Origin of the sequence: Bacillus canaveralius, assembly GCF_002860125.1 — a bacterium.
Taxonomy (GTDB): Bacteria; Bacillota; Bacilli; order Bacillales; family Cytobacillaceae; genus Bacillus_BJ; species Bacillus_BJ canaveralius.
Window position 1 is genome coordinate 245,790 of record NZ_PGVA01000028.1, and the last position, 17,111, is coordinate 262,900.

A 17,111-nucleotide genomic window follows, 5' to 3' on the forward strand; every position below is an offset into this window, starting at 1 on the left:
ATTCACAATTTGAATGATTATAAGTTTACCACTATATGTATGTAACTTCACAAACGTCTCGAAAAAGAGGGGAAGGAATGGATTAGAGGTTAGGTTAGCTTATTTGTTCAAACGGGGTTAATGAGGAGAGTTTGTCGTTTTTGCCGTTTTGCTCAAGGCTCCGGGCGAAGTCACAAGCTTTATGGAAGCAGTTAAAATCCGCTGATGTGTAAAATCGGCTCGACCAATCAAAGCTTCCCTCACAGTCTGCTGGATATACTGCCACTTTCCACTGATAATAATTTTTCTGGTCCGGTTCGCCTTCTAAGGCTATGAGCCAATGGGTGATTTTGTCTCCGGGAATGGGAAGGGTTTCTTTTAAAGAATTTAAGTCTTCGGGTCCAATTTGTATTAGCGATTTCTGGTAAAAGTCGCGATAATTTTCATATACCACTATAATCCCTCCATTTCATCGATCTTATTTGCTTCTATTATATGTGAAAATCAATAAAAATTAGCAACTTATTTGTTAAAATTTTTCGAAAATTAGTTTGATCTTTTCGATATTGTGATTGGCGTCACAACTTTTAGAGAAGCGGCCGCTTATACTGATCATAATAACTGTGATTGTCGAAGGAGAGATTGTTGATGGAAGGTTGTATGGGTGCTTTTGCAAACCGTAAGCCGGTCGAGTTGTCACAAGGATTAGCTTTGTTGAAGGAAGAACATCCGCCGTTGATTCAGTTGCTTGATGAGCTTGTAGAGCTATCCAAAAAAGTTGAAGACTCAGACCAAAAACAGGATGTATTTGCGATTTTAACTGAAAAAGTAAAAGCATTTTTTAGTAAGCTTGAGCGCCACTCAGAAAAAGAAGAAGGTATTCTGTTTAAAATGATGGAAGTTTATCTTGGTAAGGGAACGGGTCCAATTGCAGTCATGGAACATGAGCATGAGCAGGCCAAATCAATGATTCGCGGCTTTCTTAACAAAACTGAGGGTGACGGTCCATTATCAACAGAGGAAATGCATGCATGTACAGCATTTATTAGAAAAGCTTATTCAATACTAGTGGACCACTTCGCAAAAGAAGAAAATGTGCTGTATCCAATGGCGGAGAATTTGTTTACTAAGGAAGAAAAAGAATTGCTGTATGCAAGGGTTCAATCATAATAAAAAAACAGGGTAGAAGGACTTTTCCTCCTATCCTGTTTTCTTTTTTATACCAAAATCCGGAGACGAGCATATATTCCTTAATTCCACTGCTCCAACTTTTGATCGGAAGGAAGGAAGAAGGCCAGCAAACCGAGCAATGGAAGAAATCCGGTGAAAATGATCGTTTGTGAAAGCCCGATGAGATCAGCTAAATAGCCGAGCCCGATCGATCCAAGCGCCCCCATTCCAAATGCCAGGCCGACCGTCAAGCCAGCCATTGTCCCGATTTTTCCCGGCACGAGCTCCTGGGCGTAAACAACCGTGACAGAAAAGCTCGACATCAGAAGCAGTCCGCTTAAAGCAAGCAGCAAGAATGCTGCAAAAGGCGGAACAAACGGGATCAGCAATGATAACGGGGCGGTGGCGATCATCGAAACTAAAATAACCGTTTTCTTGCCAAACCGGTCGGCAAGCGGCCCCCCGAAAAATGTACCGATTGCACCGGTGATTAAGAAAGCAAATAGGAAAATTTGAGCTTCTTTAATTGATAGTGAATATTTTTCGATTGCGAAAAATGCATAGAAATTGGTGATCCCGGAAATGTACCAGGAGCGGGCAAAGATTAGAAACAAAATCAACAAGAGTGAAACCCAGACACCTTTGCGAATACCGTTCCCAGCTGTGCTATCTTTGCTGCTTTGCTTGCTTTTGAAAGAACGTTCAACTTTAAGCATGCCGGAATACCAATTGGCAATATAGATCAATAATCCGACCGCGGCCGCTGCAACTAATGTAAACCAGGCAGCACCGATTTGGCCGAGCGGGACAAGAATGACCGCAGTAATAAGCGGGGCAAGGGCCTGGCCTGAATTGCCGCCAACCTGGTAAATGGATTGGGCAAGCCCCCGGCGTGCCCCGGCCGCCATATAAGCAACTCTTGATCCCTCTGGATGGAAAACAGCAGATCCAAGGCCAATGAACAAGACGGACAGGACAACCAATTCAAACCGGGGTGCAAGAGCAAGGCCAAGAACGCCGAAAAGCGTAAAGGAAAGCCCGATCGGCAGCGCGAAGGGCGCTGGTTTTTTATCTGTGGCCATTCCAACGAGCGGCTGCATAATCGACGATACAATATTCAAAGCGAAAGCGATCATGCCAAGCTGCGTAAAGCTGAGCCCCATCGATCTTTCCAGAATCGGGAACATCGCTGGAACAACAGCCTGGATCGAGTCATTCAATAAATGGCAAATTCCGATAATAATTAATATTTTGTATGAAGTATTCGCACGGTCACGTGGCGACATGCTTGCAGCTATTGCAGATTGGCTCATGGAGTATCTCCTTTTATATGACTGTATAAATTTATAAAAGTACCATTTTTTATTCTTTCTTCTATATTACAAGATTATCAATTGTTTAAAAATGATTTTGTTTCTATTCTCGAAATTTATATGTAATAAACAAGCAAATAAACTAAACAAAAAGAAGAAGAGCATTGGACCATATTCCCAAAGCTCTTCCCTTTACTCAGCAAGCGGAAGGATAATTGAAACTTGAGTACCCTGCTTCTCTTTGCTGGTAATTTCAATCGTGCCGTTAAAGGATTGCACTATTTTTTTGCAAATCACAAGGCCGAGGCCTGTTCCCATATCCTTTGATGTATAAAAAGGGTCAAAAACCCTGTTGAGCGCTTGTTCAGAAATTCCTGAACCGGTATCGATAATCTCTATTTTGCAAGTTTCCTGTTCTTGCATCATATTAATTTCAAGATCACCGCCATTTTTCATAGATTCAAAAGCGTTTTTTGAAAGGTTCAAAATTACCTGCTTCATTTGGTCCTTTGTGCATTCAACCGGCAATGGAGTGTTTGGCAAATAGTAAGAACATCTAATGTTATGAAGATTTGCTTCGGAAGAAATGATCGGCTTCAGTTCGGTAAAAACTGACCTTATATCGATCATATCTTTCTTTTGGGCGGTCGGTTTACCCAGAATCAAAAATTCACTGACGATTTCATTAATGCGGTTGATCTCTTCATCGATGATTGAAAAATAGTAGAGGTCTTTCGGATCACGGTATTTTTCGCCCAACAACTGGACAAGCCCTTTAATGCCTGTAAGGGGGTTGCGGATTTCATGGGCTGTACTGGCTGCGAGTGAGCCTACCAGCTCAAGCTTTTGCGCTTCAATTTGCGCTTTTTCTTTTGCTGTTTGTTTTTTTAATAGATAGCACTTAATTAGAAGGAAAAGAATATGGAAAAAAACCAGGGTCCCAGCTATTAATGCGACCATTTCCTTTCCTGTATTCTTCCAGTCAAAGTCGGGAATTTCCGCTTTAATGCTCCATGGAAGCCGCTCAATTGGCATTGTCAACCACTCGTTTGCAGTTGAGCTCGTCTTGTCAGATCCATTGAAATTCATAATAATGTGGCTTTGTCCATTGACAATTAAAAGATTTGTGTCAGGTGTCAACACTCTCATAACATTTTCAATATAGTCAACCCTTAAATGGGCAACAAGTATCGAACTTAGTTCATTTCTTTCATTGATAACGGGTGCAGCCAGGCCAATCACGGTTTGACCATTTTCAAGAGTTTCCTGATGGTCGGATATAACCGTATCCTTCGTATTAATGGCAGTTCTAATATACTCCATGGAGGAATAATCAACATGATCGAGCAGTGATTGAGATCCGGTAACAACCGTTCCTTCTTCATTCAGTAAATAAAGGCCCCCATAGCGAGGGTCTTTTTGGTGTACTTGCTGGAGCAATGGCTCTAATTCTTGCGGGGAATCGATCATACTTTTAAGCGTAATTGCAATAATATCCAGGCTCGTCACGGTTTCAGTAATTAGCTGATCCCAGGTTCTTTGATGGATCGATGCAATCCATTGGGTATCAGCCTTTCGATGTTCGTAATCTTTCTGGATGAGATTATATATTTGTAAAAAGATTCCTAACATACTGGGCAGTATAACGATCAACAAATATAGCAACGCATTTTTATTAAGTTTTGGCATAGACACCTCTATTTTAAGTGCTTATAGGCAATTAAATTATAACTTAATTAAGGGTATTTAGCACTATGCCTTTATCTGGATTTATTGACACCATCCCGAAATTTTTCTATAATTTAGTTTGAAGTCGAGATATCTTTTTATAAAGGAAGATTTACATGAATTCTGAAGTTAACCAATCCTTAAAGCTATTTATCGTTCTTTCCAGGGCATATAAAGCGATTAATGAGCAGGTCAATAAAGCAATCCAGGCGAATGGATTAAACCCGACTGAATTTGCTGTTCTGGAGCTTTTATACCATAAAGGCCAGCAGCCGCTCCAGCAAATAGGCGGTAAAATTTTGCTTGCAAGCGGAAGCATAACATATGTCGTCGATAAACTCGAACAAAAAGGTCTTTTAAATCGTGCCGCTTGCCCGAATGACCGCAGGGTTACGTATGCGATTATTACGGATAAAGGCAAAGAATTCATCGAGGCTATTTTTCCCGAACACGAAGCAAGGATCCATGAGCTTATGGACGTTCTTTCCGAAGAGGAAAAAGCAACAGCAATCGAATTGCTAAAAAAGATCGGACTACCCGTCGCGAAATACTAACCACGGGTCCCTGTATAAAAGAGTTGTAAGATTGCCACTAGAGGCAGTCTTTTTTTATGCTCATAAAATTCGGGTTTCGTTTAATATTCAAATAGATTCTTACGAGAAACTGCTCGCTGACTATTATTAATGAGAAAAAGTAAGCTATATATTGACCCTGTACCTAAGTACAGGGTTTATACTGTATAGGAGGTGAAACAAATGCAATTACTTATAGGAGAATTGGCCAAGAAGTGTGATGTTAACAAAGAGACCATTAGATACTATGAACGTATAGGTTTAATTCCAGAACCTGAACGTACGGATTCAGGATACCGAATGTATTCAGAACGGATTTTCGACCGATTAAATTTCATTAAACGTTTGCAGGAATTGGGATTTACCCTAAATGAAATTGATAAATTGTTAGGTGTTGTCGATCGGGATGAAGCAAAGTGCCGTGATATGTATGACTTTACTGTTTCTAAGATAGAAGACATACAACGCAAAATTCAAGATCTTAAAAGAATTGAACAAATGCTCATTAACCTAAAAGAAAGATGCCCTGAAAACAAAGATATTTATGCATGTCCCATTATTGAAACAGTAATGGGAAAATAAGAAAAGAACATTATGAGAGACACATTATCAGGCCATGTTTGGTTTCTACTCGCATTATTCATATGTCCATGTCATGTGGTTCTACTGATGGAAGGTAACAGTTACATTAATGATAAAAAAACGGCTATAAAGGCTATTACAACAAAGGTGTTAGAGCTAGGGCTTGGAGTAGAGGAGGATTTAAAATTGAAAAAATATCGAGTTAATGTTCAAGGAATGACCTGTTCAGGTTGCGAGCAACATGTCTCAGTTGCATTAGATAATATAGGTGCAAAGAATGTTGAAGTTGATTTTCGCAAAGGGGAAGCTTTATTTGAGCTACCAAATGACGTAGAGGTTGGAACAGCCAAACAAGCGATTGTTGAAGCAAAGTATCAACCAGGAGAAGTTGAAGAAATACATCCCCTGGTAAAAGTGAACTTAGGTAATGAAGGTGACTATGACTATATCATTATTGGTTCTGGTGGGGCCGCTTTTTCATCTGCCATTGAAGCAGTCGGTTATGGCGCAAAAGTTGCTATGATCGAACGAGGGACGGTGGGTGGAACATGCGTTAATATCGGCTGTGTTCCTTCTAAGACCTTATTACGAGCAGGAGAAATCAATCATTTAGCAAAAAATAATCCATTTATAGGATTACACACTTCAGCTTCAGATGTTGATTTAGCCCTGTTGGTAAAACAAAAAAATGAATTAGTAAGTCAACTTCGAAATGAAAAATATGTGAATCTAATTGACGCTTACGGTTTTGAGTTAATAAAAGGAGAAGCTAAATTTGTAAATGAAATTACAGTTGAAGTTAATGGCAAGCAAATAACAGCAAAACGATTTTTAATAGCGACAGGTGCTTCTCCATCTGTTCCCACTATTCCAGGATTAACTGAAGTAGATTATTTAACAAGCACTTCATTACTTGAATTAAAGAAAGTTCCAAAGCGTCTTGCGGTGATTGGTTCTGGATATATCGGATTGGAATTGGGACAACTATTTCATAACCTGGGCGCAGAAGTCACTTTGATTCAAAGAAGCGAGCGTCTATTGAAAGAATACGATCCAGAAATATCAGAGGCAATTACGAAGGCCTTAACAGAACAAGGAATCAACTTAGTTACAGGCGCAACATATGAAAGCATAGAACAAGATGGAGACATAAAAAAAGTTCATGTAGAGATAAATGGCAAAAAGCGAATAATTGAGGCAGAACAATTGCTTGTTGCAACAGGAAGAAAACCAAATACAGAATCTCTTAATTTACAAGCAGCAGGTGTTACAGTTGGTTCTCTTGGTGAAATCGTCATTGACGAGTATTCTAAAACGACGAATTCCCGAATTTACGCAGCCGGAGATGTAACTCTTGGTCCGCAATTTGTTTATGTCGCTGCTTATCAAGGCGGAATTGCTGCGCGTAATGCAATCGGAGGTCTAAATCGAAAAATAAATTTAAAGGTAGTTCCAGGTGTAACGTTTACTACTCCATCGATTGCAACGGTTGGTTTAACTGAACAGCAAGCAAAAGAAAAAGGTTTTAAAATCAAAACATCAGTTTTGTCGTTAGATGCGATACCAAGAGCCTTGGTTAATCGAGAAACGACAGGTGTTTTTAAATTAGTAGCAGATGCAAAAACATTAAAAGTGTTAGGGGTCCATATAGTTGCGGAAAACGCAGGAGAGGTTATCTATGCAGCAACATTAGCTGTAAAATTCGGTTTGACAGTAGAAGATCTACGAGAAACTCTTGCTCCATATTTAACAATGGCAGAAGGATTGAAATTAGCCGCCATTACGTTTGATAAAGATGTATCAAAATTGTCTTGTTGTGCAGTATGAGTCTCAAAAAGCCGATATTCCTAACAACAGGAATATCGGCCGCTGTTTTCACAAGTTATTCAGGTTTATTATTTGCATCAGGGTCGGGTGTGAAGTTTGGCTGATACCCATCATATTTGACTATATTCACCATTCCTGCCGTAGCATGGTGCAGGTCATGACAGTGGAAAAGCCAATTTCCAGGGTTATCCGCTTTAAAAGCAACAACGTATTCATCACCTGGATTTAGATTAATCGTATCTTTTACAATTGGTGAACCTTGCACAGGCTCGCCGTTTTTGCTCAAAACTTGAAAGAAATGTCCATGCAGGTGCATTGGATGAACGTCAACCTTAGAATTATTGACCAATTTTACTTTAACCAGATCACTGCTTTTCACATCAATACTTTCTGTATCCGGGAATGTTTTTCCGTTGATTGTAAAAACCATATTTTCACGATCCATCTGTGTATTAAGGTCCATAGTATACTCTACATCATACTGTTGGTATAACTTAAATTCTCCGTTTTTCGCACCACCGTAGTTTATAAAGGAAAATTCGGATAGGCTTTCATTTTGATTGGCTTGGTCTTTCGACTCAGTAGTGCCTTCGTATTGAATTTTTGCTTTCATGCCATCTGTACCTTCCATGTCCCCATGACACTCAAGATACCATTCCCCTGGATTGTCTGCGGTAAATTCAATGTCGTACCGTTCACCAGGAGCAATTGCGATTAACTGGTCCTTTAATTCCTGTGGTTCGTTCAGTTCTTGTCCGTCTATCGCGACTACTTTAAAGTTATGGCCGTGCAGATGAATCTTATGGGACAAAAATCCGATATTCGCCAAGCGGATTCTGACTTTTTCTCCTTCTTTGACTGTTAGGGGCTCTATTAAATCTCCACTTTTTCCGTTAATCGTAAAAATATCATAATTGGCCATATTATGTCCCATAGCTTGCCCATTTTGGCTGCTGTCACCACTGCTTTGTCCACTTGAATCCATTCCGCTCATATTGCTGTGATCCATTCCACTCATGTTGCCATGTTCCATTCCGCTCATTGAAGATGCTGATTCTTCAGGATTGCTCATCCATTCATCAAGCATAAGGCTATAATCACGGTCATATGTTTTCTCTTTTGGTTCGACTATAAAGGAGCCGTAAAGTCCCTTATCCAGTTGATTAACTGCTTCCTGATGGGTGTGATACATATATGTTCCAGGATCGGCAGCCGTAAATTCATACGTGAACGATTCTCCCGGCTGGACCGCATTTTGTGTCACACCAGGGATTCCATCCATTTCATTTGGCACTCGGATTCCGTGCCAGTGAATGCTCACAGGGTCGGGAAGTTCGTTCTTGAGGGTGATTTTTACCTGTTCTCCTTCCGTGACGCGAATTTGCGAGCCCGGGACGGAACCATTAAACGTCCAGGCGTTTACGCTTGTTTCCTTGTTTAATTGATGGTTCGCCTCCTTTGCGACAAGAGTAAATTCATTGCCCGTAAGCGTTTCAAAATTAGCAGTTTTTAATCCTTTCGTTTCGTTCGCCTGGCCAGTTGTTTCTGTTTCCTTTTTATTACTCTCGCTGCGATCTCCATTTTGAGCAGTAGAACAAGCAGCCAGTATTAAAATGACAAACGACATTAATAACATAAACTTAAGCTTCATAGAAGCACCTCCATCATTTTTCTGTTTAAGATTAGAAGATAATCTTGCAGAAACTATGAATTTAATGTTGCCAAAAAATGAACTTAAACGGTAAATGTCACTTTTGCCAAAATGATAAGCAGCAAACATATTATTTGTCACAAAAAATTCAACACTTTTTACATTGCAGCCCCCATTTGTAGTGAAAATCGGTTTTTTCTGCAAATTTTCTTGTTATTATTAACCAAAAAGGAGGTCACCCTTATGAAAACATGGAACAGGAGGCAGTTTATTTCACATTCATTAAAAGGGACTGCAGGTCTGTTTGCGATATCAGTCCTGCCCATTGGTTTATCCGCCTGCAGCACTAAAAAACCAATTGATATGAGTTCCATGGCCAATCTTGGCCCTCTCAGCGAACTTGAAAAGGGAGAGTTTCCAAAGAAGGTCCCGTATAAAGCAAAAATAAAAGATGCGTGGGTCGAACAGGAGACATCGGGTTTTGTGTATATAAATAAGAGTGAAGATGACCAGGCTCTCATGATCATGTCGCCGATTTGTACCCATCTCGGCTGTGTGGCAGGGGATGCCGATGAAGAGATGAACAAGGAGGGAATCAGATTTTATTGCCCTTGCCACGGAGGTCAATATGATGAGTTTGGAATTAATACAGGCGGCCCGCCTCCAAGGCCATTGGATATTTTTGAGTCTTATATTCAAGATGGAAATGTCTATATTTCGATATTGAACCCGATAAAACGGGAAAAGCCAAAGGGCTGAAAGGGAGGATGAGCAGATGGGATGCTGCATAAAAAATAATAAAAACCGAAAAACGATTCCCACAGGAATATTTTTTATCCTTTGGTCGCTGACAATCCTGGGTGCCTGGCTTATTAGTTTTTTGATAAAATAATCAAATTTGATCGTAATCCTATTGCAACAGACTAACTCGCGGTCTGTTTTTTTTATGAAAAAATCTCGACAAGGGAAGCAAAGAACATTCTATACTAATCGGTAAATCTGCATTTTTAATGGATTTTCACAAAACTTTACCAATTTCTGATTCATTTATTTTTAAGTGAAGTAAATCACAGTTTGAAAGGGCTCTTCTGTCTATGCTCGCTTTATACCGAATAAGAGGAGGGAGCTTTACGATGAGTAAAGTAAAGTTAAGTTTATTTCTGCTTCTAATGATTGTGGGTGTTATTTTGGCAGGATGCAGCTCGAGTACGAATGAAAAATCCGGCGCAACAGAGCCGGCAGATCCAAAGAGCGAATCAACTGCTGAAGTGAAAGACACAGAAAAACCAGACGAAAATGCCGATGATGATAAAACCCGTTATTATTTTACTGCAAATGAAGGGGGAAGTATTTCCAAAATTGATGCAGCTTCCAACCAGGTAATTTCAACTATTGAAGTGGACGGGGCTGTCCATAATGTGCAAGTATCCCCTGATGGAACAATGTTAGGCGCTACAGTAGTACCAGGAATGGATCATGGTGGCGAGTCGATGGAAATGAATGGGCTAGCCCTTTTCTATAGTACGGAAACGGATGAACTGCTGCAGACGGTTGAAGTTGGCAACCACCCGGCCCATATTGTTTTTACGGAAGACGGGAAATATGCTTTAGTCACAAATAATGAAGACAACAATGTGTCTGTTATAGATGTAAATGGTTTTTCCGTTACACAGACGATTGCAACCGGTAAGGGGCCTCATGGATTCAGGATTTCCGCTGACAGTAAATTTGCGTATGTTGCGAATATGGGAGAAGATACAATCAGTGTTCTAAATTTGGAAAGCATGACAGAAGAGAAAAAGATAACAGTGGGTTCAACCCCGGTGACTACAGGGATTACTGCTGATGGTAAAACGCTTGTTACGACATTGAATAAAGAGAATGCGCTCGCAATAGTCGATTTAGCCACAGATAAAGTTGACAAGGTTCAGGTTGGAAGCGGGCCTGCCCAGGTTTATATTGATGGCAATAATCAAAAAGCTTATGTAGCGAATCAAGGAACCGAAGATGCCCCTTCCAATTCAGTTATTGTTGTTGACCTCACATCAAAGACAGCTGTGGCTACAATTGAAACAGGTAAAGGCGCCCATGGAGTTGTCACCAGCCCGGACAATAAATATCTCTACGTAACCAACATGTTTGAAAACACCGTCAGTGTCATTGATACAGAACAGAATAAAGTGGTGGAAACGATTCAAGTCGGCGAAATTCCGAATGGAATCAGCATTATGAAGTAAGCCCCGGTTCAATTTCAATATAAAACAAAGCCGATTTTTCGTTAAAAGAAATTTCGGCTTTTTAAGCAATATTATATTTTGAAATGAGTTCTAAACCTGACGAACAAGTAAATCGCACGAACAAACAAGTCTATTGCAATCGATAACCAAATCCCGGCTATTCCCATTCCAAGCTGGATTCCCAAAACATAAACTCCGACAACCCGAATAATCCACATACCGATGGCTGTACTGTACATTGGACTTTTTGTATCGCCCATACCTTGTAATGCACCAGCCAACACCAATCCAACGGCTAAAGCAGGTTGGGCAAAAGCATCTATTCTCAATGCTGTCACCACCATATGAACCGCATTTGGATCAGTCGTGAACCAGGTTGCCATCCAAGGTGACAACAAAAATAACAAAATGCCAATCATGGACATAAATAGAACAGCTATCCCGGTAGTTAACATACCAAACTTGTATGCGTCTTGTTCACGTTTTGCCCCAATACTTTGGCCAACTAATGTGGTTGCGGCCACAGCCAATCCATAACCCGGCATATAGGAAAAGGTTTCAATATTCCCCGCGATGGTATGGGCTGCGTATGTTTCCGTCCCGATTCGGACAATTAATCCAAAGTATAGAACCTGGCCTAAACGCATAATAAGGCGTTCCACCGCAGCTGGGGATGAAAGCTTTAAAATAGGTGACATAAATTGTTTAGCTTCTCTAAAAGTATTTTGAAAAATTGAAAAATCAATTTTTGATTTTTTTATGTAACGATATAGAGCTATCGTACCGATTATTCTGGCAATAACAGTTGCCCAAGCTGCCCCTGCAACGCCTAAACCCGTAAATCCCCATAAACCAAAAATCAATATATAATCCAGTCCAATGTGGATGATGTTGATCCAGACACTGATTTTCATCGGGGTTTTTGTGTCGCCGGATGCCCTCAGGATACTTCCGAAAATAAACATGAGTGAAATGAATATGGAAGGTACAGCCACAATGCGGAAATAAGTGACTCCATCTGCTAATACCTGAGGTTCTGCTCCCATCACTTTAAGCAAAGGTTCAGCAAAAAAGTAAGCAATAATTCCAAATAAAATTCCTGCCATAGAGGAAATCCAGCTGGACTGCCTTGCAATCGATTTTGCTTTATCGAAATCCCTGGCGCCTACATTTTTAGCAATGAGAGAAGATGTTCCCACACCAATCGCCATAAAAATAGCAATATAGACAGCTAAAACGGTATTGGCAACACCAACTGCAGTCACTTCATTCAGGCCGAGTTTTGCAACAAATAAAGTATCGATAAATCCAACGGCTGTTTGTAAAATATTTTCAATCATGGCCGGAACAGCTAAAGAGAGGATCATCATTATTTTTTGTTTGGTAGTTTGTTCTTCCATAGTTTCAATGGCAGACATGCAAGTCACTTCCTCACGGTTACATTTGGACAAGGAAAAGTTTAAAAGTTTACAAATACTTCTCCACAAATTCTTTATAATGTTGCTTTATAATGATTTATAGCTTTTGTGTTTTATAGACTTTCAGCGATAAACCATTATATCAATTATAATCAAAAGTTAAAGATACCGGGGTCAATTTAATTTTTTGAATAGGGAGAGCCAGTAAATGTATGAATTTTTTAGTCAAATGTATAACATGTTAAGCCAGCCATTTCTAAATATGTTTAGAAGCACTGAAGGTATGCCAATGTTAGCTGCATTTATATTAGGCATTATCGGAGCGCTTGCACCTTGTCAATTCACAGGGAATCTTGGGGCTATTACAATTTACGGAAATAGGTCTGTTCAAACAAAACTCGCCTGGAGGGAAATTCTCTATTTTATACTTGGGAAAATAGTCGTTTTTTCAGGACTTGGCTTGCTTGTCTGGCTGCTAGGCAGTGAAGTTAAAAGTACTTTGACTGTATATTTCCCGTGGGTAAGAAAAATGGTTGGTCCGATGTTAATCATAATTGGACTATTCATGATGGGTGTTTTAAAGTTTTATAAATCATTTACACTTGGGAAAATTCCTGAAACATTCATTAAAAAGGGGAATTTAGGGGCGTTTTTAATGGGAATTAGTTTTACATTAGGATTTTGTCCGACAATGTTTGTGTTATTTTTTATTACCCTTATGCCGATGGCAATTTCAGTATCATACGGCTTATTCCTCCCGGGGATTTTTGCGATTGGGACTTCCCTTCCACTCATTTTGTTCATTTTTCTTATCTGGTATTTTAAGCTGAATGGAAAGTTAATGAAAAAGAAAGGGAGAAAGCTGGGTCTACTTGTTCAAAAAATCGCAGGTGGGATAATGCTTATTTTGGGCATTTTTGATACTTTAACGTATTGGGGAGGTTAACCAAATGAATGATATCTACCATTGAACAAATGATAATCTATGTAGCCAATATGGGGAAAAACCTGAGCAGCTCCATAAGTTTGTTAAATGGTTTGGCGAGGTGTATTTATTGGAAATTTTAGTTATGATATATTAAATATTCCCTTGAGTTTATTATCGAGAAAAATTTCTAAACTTATTTAAATCTAAAGGAAACGTCAAGAAACGTTCACAAAAAATAGAATTCAAACTCTTTACATACCGAACTGGGGTATACTATAATAAAAAACAAGGAGGGAGTTACCATGGTAAATGAATTAGAAAATGATCCTCTCCTAACAGAAGAAGAATGCTGCACTGCTGCAAGCGGCCGGAAAAGCCATCATTCCGAAGCCGTGAAGAAAAATATGGTAACACGCTTAAACCGGATTGAAGGCCAAATTCGCGGGATTAAAGGGTTAATTGAAAAAGATACGTATTGTGACGATGTCATTACGCAAATCTCAGCTACCCAATCCGCTTTAAACAGCGTAGCAAAAATTCTTTTGGAAGGCCATTTGAAAAACTGTGTTGTCGAAAGAATCCAGGAAGGTGACATGGAAGTACTGGATGAAGTCCTTGTCACTATTCAAAGATTAATGAAAAAATAAGGGAGACGATCAGAATGGAAAAGGTAACATTAGATGTAGCAGGAATGTCTTGCGGGCATTGTGTAAAATCTGTCGAGGGCAGTGTCGGGGAATTAAAAGGTGTCTCCAACGTAAAAGTTCACCTTGAAACTGGTAAAGTAGATGTTGAATATAACGCAAATGAAGTAACTCTTGATACAATTAAAGAAACAATCGATGATCAAGGCTATGATGTAAACTGAGTTTTTGAACTATAAAAGTAAAGAGAACCGTGCTAGAAATAGCACCTCTCTTTTTTATAAAAATATACCCTATACAGGTATAAGGAGTTTTTGCTATGAGTGAAAAAGTTCAGGAAAGCCAATTTCAAATAACTGGCATGACATGTGCCGCCTGTGCCATCCGCATTGAAAAAGGGTTAAAGAAAATGGAAGGCGTCAAAGATGCAAATGTTAATCTTGCCCTCGAAAAAGCAACAGTAAAGTTTGACGGGTCTGCCATGGGAACTGCTGATATCCAAAAGAAAGTTAGGGATCTCGGCTATGATGTCGTAACAGAAAAAACTGAATTGAACTTGACCGGCATGACATGTGCCGCCTGTGCGCAAAGAATTGAAAAAGGGTTGAATAAACAAGATGGAGTCATAAAGGCAAACGTCAACCTGGCTTTAGAAAAAGCATCTGTCGAATACAATCCGTCCATTGTCTCACCTAAAGAGATGATCCAAAGGGTTGAAAAGCTTGGCTACGGGGCCAGCGTGAAAAGTGATGAAAACGAAAAAGAGGCAGTCGATCACCGCTTGAAGGAAATTGAAAAGCAACAAGGGAAGTTCGTTTTTTCACTCATCTTATCGCTCCCGCTTCTTTGGGCAATGGTTGGCCACTTCAGTTTCACTTCTTTCCTTTATGTCCCTGACGCACTGATGAATCCTTGGGTGCAAATGGCACTGGCTACACCTGTACAGTTCTTTATTGGCAAGCAATTTTATGTCGGGGCTTATAAAGCGCTGAGGAATAAGAGCGCCAATATGGATGTGCTGGTTGCACTCGGTACATCGGCAGCTTATTTTTACAGTGTATATCTTGCTATAGAAACGATCGGAAATAACGCCCATTCCGTTGGTCTTTATTTCGAAACAAGTGCTATTTTGATTACATTAATTATTCTTGGAAAACTATTCGAAGCTAAAGCAAAAGGCCGCTCGTCAGAAGCAATCAAAAAGCTGATGGGCATGCAGGCAAAAACAGCAACCGTCCTGCGCGATGGTGCGGAAATAGAAATTCCGCTTGAGGAAGTGGTCACAGGTGATATTTTGTATGTAAAGCCCGGTGAAAAAATCCCGGTCGACGGGGAAATTCTTGAAGGACGGACCGCTCTTGATGAATCAATGATTACCGGGGAAAGTCTGCCGGTAGATAAAACAGTCGGTGACACCGTTATCGGTGCCACGATTAACAAAAATGGTTTTATTAAAATAAAAGCAACAAAAGTCGGAAAAGATACGGCACTTGCGCAAATCATTAAAGTGGTTGAAGAAGCACAGGGGTCAAAAGCACCTATTCAGCGATTAGCCGATTCGATTTCCGGTATTTTCGTTCCGATTGTTGTCGGCATTGCGATTATCAGTTTCTTGATTTGGTATTTGTGGGTTTCTCCCGGAAACTTTGCCGCCGCCTTGGAAATCTTAATCGCCGTTCTTGTCATTGCCTGTCCATGCGCACTGGGGCTCGCAACGCCAACTTCAATCATGGCAGGGTCCGGCCGGGCTGCAGAATACGGAATTCTTTTTAAAGGTGGAGAACATCTGGAGATGACGCACCGGATTAATACGGTCATCCTTGATAAAACAGGTACAATCACGAATGGTACTCCAATTCTGACTGATATCATCACAGACCGGGAAGAAGCCGAATTCTTGACACTTGTCGGGTCTGCTGAAAAGCAATCCGAACACCCACTCGCCCAGGCAATTGTAGAGGGGATTAAAGAAAAGAATATCAGCCTCAAAGATGTCGCTGAGTTCGAGGCTATCCCCGGCTATGGTATTAAAACGGTTGTCGATGGCAAAGAAGTTCTCATCGGCACGCGCCGATTGATGAAAAAGTACGATGTAGAAATCGAGCATGCTTTACCGCAAATGGACAGTCTTGAGAAGCAAGGTAAAACAGCGATGTTAACAGCCATTGATGGCGTTTACGCAGGGATTGTCGCTGTCGCAGACACCATTAAAGAAACCTCTACGCAAGCGGTCAAGCGCCTAAAAGAGATGGGATTGGAAGTGATCATGATTACAGGTGACAATCACCAGACGGCCGAGGCGATTGCCAAACAGGCAGGCATTGAACATGTGATCGCCGAAGTATTGCCGGAAGGAAAAGCCGAAGAAGTGAAGAGACTTCAGCAGCAGGGCAAGAAGGTAGCAATGATCGGAGACGGAATCAATGATGCTCCTGCATTAGCGGTTGCCGACATTGGGATGGCGATCGGAACTGGAACGGATGTCGCGATGGAAGCGGCAGACATTACGTTAATCCGCGGTGACCTCAACAGCATTGCAGATGCGATCTTTATGAGCAGGAAAACGATCCGCAACATTAAGCAAAACCTGTTCTGGGCATTCGGTTATAATACGCTCGGAATTCCGGTTGCTGCATTGGGATTTTTGGCACCATGGCTCGCCGGAGCAGCAATGGCATTCAGCTCTGTATCCGTTGTCCTAAACGCATTGCGCTTACAAAGAGTAAAATTATAAGGAGAACCTTCTATGAAAAAATGGGCCTTATCAGCACTCGTATACCTGCTCATTGTCCTGGGTATGTATTATGTGTATGCCTCGTTAACGGAAGCTGATTCCGAAAACATCGATCATAACGAGGAGATGGAACATAGCGACCAAACAGATGTTAAAGAAGCGGAAGAACATTAGAACACTTTATTTGAGAAGGTCTGTTCATTTCTGGATGTGGACTTTTCTTAACATGGCCCCTGTTATCGAACAGGGGTCTATTTTTGTTTATATCAGGCTGTGAATTAGTGATTGGGCTGATGAAAAAAACTCTTAAGTTATTCTCAGATTTGTT

At 40.4% G+C, this 17,111-nt stretch carries 16 protein-coding genes; 11 read left to right on the forward strand and 5 right to left on the reverse strand.

What is annotated here, in order from left to right; translation table 11 throughout:
• Positions 1 to 94 precede the first annotated feature (94 nt).
• Positions 95 to 433: a hypothetical protein gene (locus tag CU635_RS13430; RefSeq protein WP_101577878.1), complete on the reverse strand. Its 339-nt coding sequence runs from the start codon at positions 431 to 433 to the stop codon at positions 95 to 97.
• 194 nt (positions 434 to 627) lie between these two features.
• Here CU635_RS13430 and CU635_RS13435 point away from each other — a divergent pair, with 194 nt between their 5' ends.
• Positions 628 to 1,149, forward strand: a complete 522-nt coding sequence (locus tag CU635_RS13435) for a hemerythrin domain-containing protein (protein WP_101577879.1) — start codon at positions 628 to 630, stop codon at positions 1,147 to 1,149.
• 80 nt (positions 1,150 to 1,229) lie between these two features.
• Here CU635_RS13435 and CU635_RS13440 read toward each other — a convergent pair whose 3' ends face one another.
• Together CU635_RS13440 and CU635_RS13445 are read right to left on the reverse strand one after the other, a co-directional pair.
• A complete protein-coding gene (locus CU635_RS13440; RefSeq protein WP_101577880.1) occupies positions 1,230 to 2,462 on the reverse strand; it encodes an MFS transporter in 1,233 nt (410 codons plus the stop codon).
• 192 nt (positions 2,463 to 2,654) lie between these two features.
• Positions 2,655 to 4,151 (reverse strand): ATP-binding protein, encoded by a 1,497-nt coding sequence (locus tag CU635_RS13445; RefSeq protein ID WP_101577881.1) that lies wholly within the window; start codon positions 4,149 to 4,151, stop codon positions 2,655 to 2,657.
• Positions 4,152 to 4,306: 155 nt separating this feature from the next.
• Between CU635_RS13445 and CU635_RS13450 the strand changes: the two genes are divergently transcribed.
• From CU635_RS13450 to merA, 3 genes are all read left to right on the forward strand, one after another.
• Positions 4,307 to 4,744, forward strand: a complete 438-nt coding sequence (locus tag CU635_RS13450; protein WP_101577882.1) for a MarR family winged helix-turn-helix transcriptional regulator — start codon at positions 4,307 to 4,309, stop codon at positions 4,742 to 4,744.
• A gap of 201 nt (positions 4,745 to 4,945) precedes the next feature.
• Positions 4,946 to 5,344, forward strand: a complete 399-nt coding sequence (gene merR1 / locus CU635_RS13455; protein ID WP_101577883.1) for a mercury resistance transcriptional regulator MerR1 — start codon at positions 4,946 to 4,948, stop codon at positions 5,342 to 5,344.
• 186 nt (positions 5,345 to 5,530) lie between these two features.
• Positions 5,531 to 7,171 (forward strand): mercury(II) reductase, encoded by a 1,641-nt coding sequence (merA, locus tag CU635_RS13460; RefSeq protein WP_101577955.1) that lies wholly within the window; start codon positions 5,531 to 5,533, stop codon positions 7,169 to 7,171.
• Positions 7,172 to 7,226: 55 nt separating this feature from the next.
• Here the strand turns inward: merA and CU635_RS13465 are convergent, their stop codons facing one another.
• Entirely contained in the window at positions 7,227 to 8,822 is a 1,596-nt protein-coding gene (locus tag CU635_RS13465; RefSeq protein WP_101577956.1) for a multicopper oxidase family protein, read from the reverse strand.
• Positions 8,823 to 9,065: 243 nt separating this feature from the next.
• Here CU635_RS13465 and CU635_RS13470 point away from each other — a divergent pair, with 243 nt between their 5' ends.
• Both CU635_RS13470 and CU635_RS13475 read left to right on the forward strand, forming a co-directional pair.
• Positions 9,066 to 9,581, forward strand: coding sequence for a QcrA and Rieske domain-containing protein (locus CU635_RS13470; RefSeq protein WP_101577884.1), 516 nt, complete (start codon positions 9,066 to 9,068; stop codon positions 9,579 to 9,581).
• 374 nt (positions 9,582 to 9,955) lie between these two features.
• Entirely contained in the window at positions 9,956 to 11,059 is a 1,104-nt protein-coding gene (locus CU635_RS13475) for a YncE family protein (RefSeq protein ID WP_101577885.1), read from the forward strand.
• 71 nt (positions 11,060 to 11,130) lie between these two features.
• Here CU635_RS13475 and CU635_RS13480 read toward each other — a convergent pair whose 3' ends face one another.
• Positions 11,131 to 12,477 (reverse strand): MATE family efflux transporter, encoded by a 1,347-nt coding sequence (locus tag CU635_RS13480; RefSeq protein ID WP_101577886.1) that lies wholly within the window; start codon positions 12,475 to 12,477, stop codon positions 11,131 to 11,133.
• 208 nt (positions 12,478 to 12,685) lie between these two features.
• Between CU635_RS13480 and CU635_RS13485 the strand changes: the two genes are divergently transcribed.
• From CU635_RS13485 to CU635_RS23380, 5 genes are all read left to right on the forward strand, one after another.
• Positions 12,686 to 13,423 (forward strand): urease accessory protein UreH domain-containing protein, encoded by a 738-nt coding sequence (locus tag CU635_RS13485; protein WP_101577887.1) that lies wholly within the window; start codon positions 12,686 to 12,688, stop codon positions 13,421 to 13,423.
• Positions 13,424 to 13,707: 284 nt separating this feature from the next.
• Positions 13,708 to 14,052 carry a metal-sensitive transcriptional regulator gene (locus CU635_RS13490; protein WP_101577888.1) on the forward strand — a complete coding sequence of 115 codons (345 nt, stop codon included), beginning with the start codon at positions 13,708 to 13,710 and terminating at the stop codon, positions 14,050 to 14,052.
• Positions 14,053 to 14,066: 14 nt separating this feature from the next.
• Positions 14,067 to 14,273 carry a copper chaperone CopZ gene (gene copZ, locus CU635_RS13495; protein WP_101577889.1) on the forward strand — a complete coding sequence of 69 codons (207 nt, stop codon included), beginning with the start codon at positions 14,067 to 14,069 and terminating at the stop codon, positions 14,271 to 14,273.
• A 95-nt stretch (positions 14,274 to 14,368) separates the two neighbouring features.
• On the forward strand, positions 14,369 to 16,783 hold the full coding sequence (locus CU635_RS13500; protein WP_101577890.1) for a heavy metal translocating P-type ATPase: 2,415 nt from the start codon (positions 14,369 to 14,371) through the stop codon (positions 16,781 to 16,783).
• Positions 16,784 to 16,795: 12 nt separating this feature from the next.
• Positions 16,796 to 16,957 (forward strand): hypothetical protein, encoded by a 162-nt coding sequence (locus CU635_RS23380; RefSeq protein WP_180955654.1) that lies wholly within the window; start codon positions 16,796 to 16,798, stop codon positions 16,955 to 16,957.
• Positions 16,958 to 17,111 lie beyond the last annotated feature (154 nt).